Source organism: Prevotella sp. CAG:592 (genome assembly GCF_000436015.1).
GTDB lineage: Bacteria > Bacteroidota > Bacteroidia > Bacteroidales > Bacteroidaceae > Prevotella > Prevotella pectinovora.
Window position 1 is genome coordinate 1 of record NZ_FR892595.1, and the last position, 5,048, is coordinate 5,048.

The 5,048-nt window shown below is 52.7% G+C and carries 1 protein-coding gene and 1 pseudogene; both read left to right on the plus strand.

The genetic code is table 11. The features are described from left to right. The first annotated feature begins 192 nt into the window (after positions 1–192). Positions 193–3,918 carry a family 78 glycoside hydrolase catalytic domain gene (locus tag QVO99_RS07570; RefSeq protein WP_441295409.1) on the plus strand — a complete coding sequence of 1,242 codons (3,726 nt, stop codon included), beginning with the start codon at positions 193–195 and terminating at the stop codon, positions 3,916–3,918. A 94-nt stretch (positions 3,919–4,012) separates the two neighbouring features. Further along, a pseudogene (locus QVO99_RS07575) lies at positions 4,013–5,048 on the plus strand (glycoside hydrolase family 2 protein); the annotation flags it as partial.

Below are 5,048 nucleotides of genomic sequence, written 5' to 3' on the forward strand. Positions count from 1 at the left end.
ACGGCCTAATGACCGTTTTGGGTTAAAGCGATGGCGGTTACAAAAGCCACGTCACAACGTCTTAAACGTAATGAGATATTCACTGCTCAGAAACAACAGAAGATTATGAATAAGACTATAATGACAGCGGCTTTGGCTCTCTTTGTCATCGGCAGCGAAGCGACAGCAAGAGAAATGGCATCGGCAAGCAAAATGATGTCAGCAAGCCAAAAAACGACAACAAGAAAGAAGACTACGGCGAGAAAGAAAGCGACAGGGATAAAGGTAGTTGACCTGAGGACCGAACGCATGGTATCGCCTATGAGCATCGGCACGACAACGCCTCGCCTGGGATGGCGAATCACGGCAGACAAGAACGATGTGAGACAAAGAAGATACCACATCATCGTGGCTTCATCAAAAGACAACGCAATGCAAGGCATCGGCGACCTGTGGGACACCACGGCTGACAGCGACCAGTCGCAATGGGTGGAATATGCCGGAAAACCTGTGCGCAGCAACACTACCTGCTACTGGCGAGTGAAAGTGGAGACGACACAAGGCGACTCTGAATGGAGCGACGTGGCGATGTGGAATGTGGGACTGATTTCTGAATCCGACTGGAGCGGACAATGGATCGGTTTCGACGCCGCCAAACCGTGGGACAAAGAGGAGCTGCACAGCAAACTGTCGTCGAGATATCTCAGACGGGAATTCTCTCTGGACAAAGCCGTGAGGAAAGCTACGCTATACATCAGCGGACTGGGAATGTATGAGGCGTTTATCAACGGGAAGAAAGTGGGCGAACAGGTATTGGCTCCGGCACCGACAGACTACCGCAAGACGGTGGTTTACAACGCATTCGACGTTACCGACATGATGCAGTCAGAAAATGCCATTGCCGTGGCACTGGGCAACGGACGATACTACACCATGCAGCAGAAAAAGAAACCGTACAAGATAACGAACTTCGGATACCCGAAGCTGCGCGCCAACATAATCATTGAATTTGCCGACGGCACGAAGAAGACCATTTCAACCGACACGAAATGGAAGCTCAACGCTGACGGCGCAATACGCTCCAACAACGAATACGACGGCGAGATTTACGACGCACGAAAGGAGTTCAAGGGATGGACAACGGCTGGCTACGACGACTCAAAATGGGAGAACGCCGAACGCACCGCTATCCCCACCGGCACGCTGCGCGGAGCTATGAGTCCAAACATGAAGGTGATGAAGCAGATGCCGGCACAGACTATCACCATGCATGGCGACACGGCGATAATAGACCTCGGACAGAATATCGCAGGATGGCTCAAGATGAGGGTAGAGAATACTGCAAGCGGCGACTCCATAAAGATACGCTTTGCCGAAACACTGACTCCCGACGGCAGACTCTACCGCGAGAACCTGCGCCATGCGCTGACGACGGACTGCTACGTGGCTGACGGCACGGAGAAAGGAAAATGGTGGAACCCGACATTCGTATACCATGGGTTCCGCTATGCTGAGATTACCGGACTGAGAAGTCCGAAGAAGGAGGATTTCATAGGTGAGGTGGTGAGCGACGAGATGGAAAAGACCGGTACGTTCACCTGTTCAGACACCATTCTCAACAAGGTTTACCACAATGCGGAATGGGGAATACTCGCCAACTACAAGGGAATGCCCGTTGACTGTCCGCAGCGCGACGAGAGGCAGCCGTGGCTCGGCGACAGGACAAGGGGCTGTCTGGGAGAATCGTTTATCTTCGACAACAACCTGCTCTACAACAAATGGGACCGCGACATCACTGAAGCCCAGCGAGAAGACGGATGCATACCCGATGTGGCACCGGCATACTGGAACTACTACTCCGACAACATCACATGGCCGGCAGCACTGCCTTTCTCCATGGAGATGCAGTATGACCAGTTCGGCGACCTGTCGGCTATCAGCAGATATTATCCAGCCGCAAAAAAATGGATAACCCACATGGGCTACCAATATGAGAAAGACGGACTGATGCCTCGTGACAAATACGGTGACTGGTGTGTGCCGCCAGAAGACATCAAGATGATACACAGCAAAGACCCAAACCGCACCACCGACGGCACCCTCATAGCCACGGCATATTACTATCGTCTGAACAAGATGATGGAACGCTTTGCCGGAATCCTTGGCAAAAGCGACGACGCACAGACTTTCGCCAAGAAGGCGGAAGAGGTGAAGACGGCTTTCAACAGTAAATTCCTGACTATAAAGAAAGACACCCATGAGGCTTACGGCGGACTGCTGTATCCCGACAGCACATTCTACGGCAACAACACCTGCACAGCCAACCTGCTGCCGCTCGCTTTCGGAATGACCGACGACCCGTATGTGAAGACTGAGGTGGAGAAGAACATCCTGAAAAACATCATTACCCTGAACAAGGGCAGGATACCGTGTGGCGTCATCGGAGTGCAATGGATAATGCATACGCTCAGCGACATGGGACGCACAGACGTGGCATGGCTGCTCGCCACAAACAAGGCATACCCGAGTTGGGGATACATGGCAGAAAACGGCGCGACAACGACTTGGGAGCTATGGAACGGCAACACGGCAAGTCCGAAGATGAACAGCGGAAACCATGTGATGCTGCTCGGCGACCTCGTGTCGTGGATATACCAAGACCTCGGAGGAATAAACAGCGACCCCGACAATCCAGGCTACAAGCATATCATACTGAAACCGGACTTCAGCGTTGACGAAATCGACGACATCAGCACGTCGTACAAGAGCATCTACGGCAACATCCAGAGCAAATGGAAAAAGCAGAACGGAATGCTGCACTGGCAAGTGGAAATTCCTGCCAACACCACAGCGACACTACACATGCCCGACGGCACGACAAGGGAAACGGGATCGGGAAAATACTCGTTCACCGAGAAACTGCCAATGAGAGACAGCAGTATCGTCACTGACGAATTCCTCTACACCAAGGCTACATTCCCGGAATGCCATTCGGCTACCATCGCAGAGACGACAAAGGGCGACCTCGTGGCAACCTACTTCGGAGGAACAAAGGAGCGCAACCCCGACGTCTGCATATGGGTAAGCCGCAAGGTGAAAGGCAGCAAGGAATGGACAAAGCCACAGATGGTGGCAGACGGCATCATCAACGACACACTGCGCAAGGCATGCTGGAACCCGGTGGTATACCAGATTCCACAAGGCGACCTCGTGATATATTTCAAGATCGGCAGCAAAGTGAGCGACTGGTCCGGATGGATGGTGAGATCGAAAGACGGCGGAAAGACGTGGTCGAAGCGTGAACCGCTGCAGAAAGACTTTCTCGGACCGGTGAAGAACAAGCCGGTGATGAGCCGCGGCAGACTGATTGCTCCGTCAAGCATAGAGAGCAACGGATGGAGACTATACTTCGAATACTCCGACGACATGGGAAAGACATGGCAGCGCACGGACTACGTAGAAGCTGACAGTATCACCATTGAGGGAAAGAAGAAACTGAAGGACCTCGCCATACAGCCGAGCATCATCTCGCTGAAAGACGGCAGGCTGGCGGCTCTGGCACGCACACGCAGCGAACATATAGGCATAACATACAGCGAGGACAACGGCAAGACATGGTCGAAGCTCAAACTCATCGACACGCCAAACAACAACAGCGGACTTGATGCCGTGACGCTTTCCGACGGCAACCACGTGCTCATCTGCAACGACAAGCCTATTCCCAACGGAATAAAGAATGGCAAGGGACTGCGCACTCCGCTCTCGCTGATGACAAGCAGCGACGGCGAAAGCTGGCAACATTGGATGACGCTCGAAGACTCGCCAATCAGCCAGTATTCATATCCCTCGATAATCCAGACCTCCGACGGACATATCCACTGCATCTACACATGGCGCAGACAGAGGATAAAACATGTGGAGGTGAGGACTGACAAGTAAACGAATAGAAAAGTTGAAAAGTAAACAGGTCAAATAACTTGACTCGTTGAAAAACAAACAAGTTGAAAAAGTTGACAACAAACTTCAATGCCCAATGAAACATCTACTATCCATACTCCTCATGCTGCTGACAATGAATGCAGCCAGCATGAACGCCACACCGACAGAAGGCAAGACCTCCGTAGCGGGATTCTTTCCGCTCAACGGCAGCGGACGCATAGTGTATAACTTCAACCAAGGCTGGCGCTTCCATCTGGGCGATGCCAAGGGAGCGGAGGCTACTACATTCAACGACTCCAAATGGGAAGTGGTATGCGCCCCACACACCGTCCGGCTCGAACCATCTGAGGCGAGCGGCGGCAGAAACTATCAGGGCGTAGCATGGTATCGCAAACGCTTCCGGATGCCGAAAGGCATGCTGGGAAAGGATGCTACACTGTATTTCGAAGCCATAATGGGCAAACAGGAAATCTACGTGAACGGCAAACTCGCCACATCCCACCTCGGCGGCTATATGCCCATAATCATAAATCTGACACAATGCGGAGTGAAGGCCGGCGACGAGTGCATCATCGCCGTGAAAGCCGACAACAGCGACGACAAGAATTATCCGCCGGGCAAGAAACAGGCGGCCCTGGACTTCTGCTACCACGGCGGAATGTACCGCGACGTTTGGCTCATCGGCAAATCGCCGATTGCCATTACCGATGCCAATGAGCAGAACAGCGTTGCCGGAGGCGGAGCATTTCTCCACTTCGACAACATCTCGGAAAAGAAGGCCGACGTGTTTGTAAACGTGGAGGTGGGCAATAAGTCGACTGCCACTGCGTCACCTACCGTAATAGTAAGGATAAAGGACAAGGGAGGCAAGGTGGTGGCCACCATGAAACAGAAAATCTCTGTTGCTCCAAAATCTGCAACCACGGCAACGCCACACACCACACTCCGGACGCCTCATCTCTGGAGCCCTGAGTCGCCATATCTGTATGATGTGGAGATAAGCGTGGTGAACGGCGGAAAGACAGTAGACGGCGGCATCCTGCACATGGGAATACGCAATGCGGAATTCTGCGGCAAAGATGGTTTCTGGCTCAACGGCAAACCTTATCATCAGCTCATCGGCGGCAACC

Bases quoted from the DNA above. Each gene is read 5' to 3' on its own strand.
- QVO99_RS07570 (WP_441295409.1), top strand. From the start codon at position 193: ATGATGTCAGCAAGCCAAAAAACGACAACAAGAAAGAAGACTACGGCG.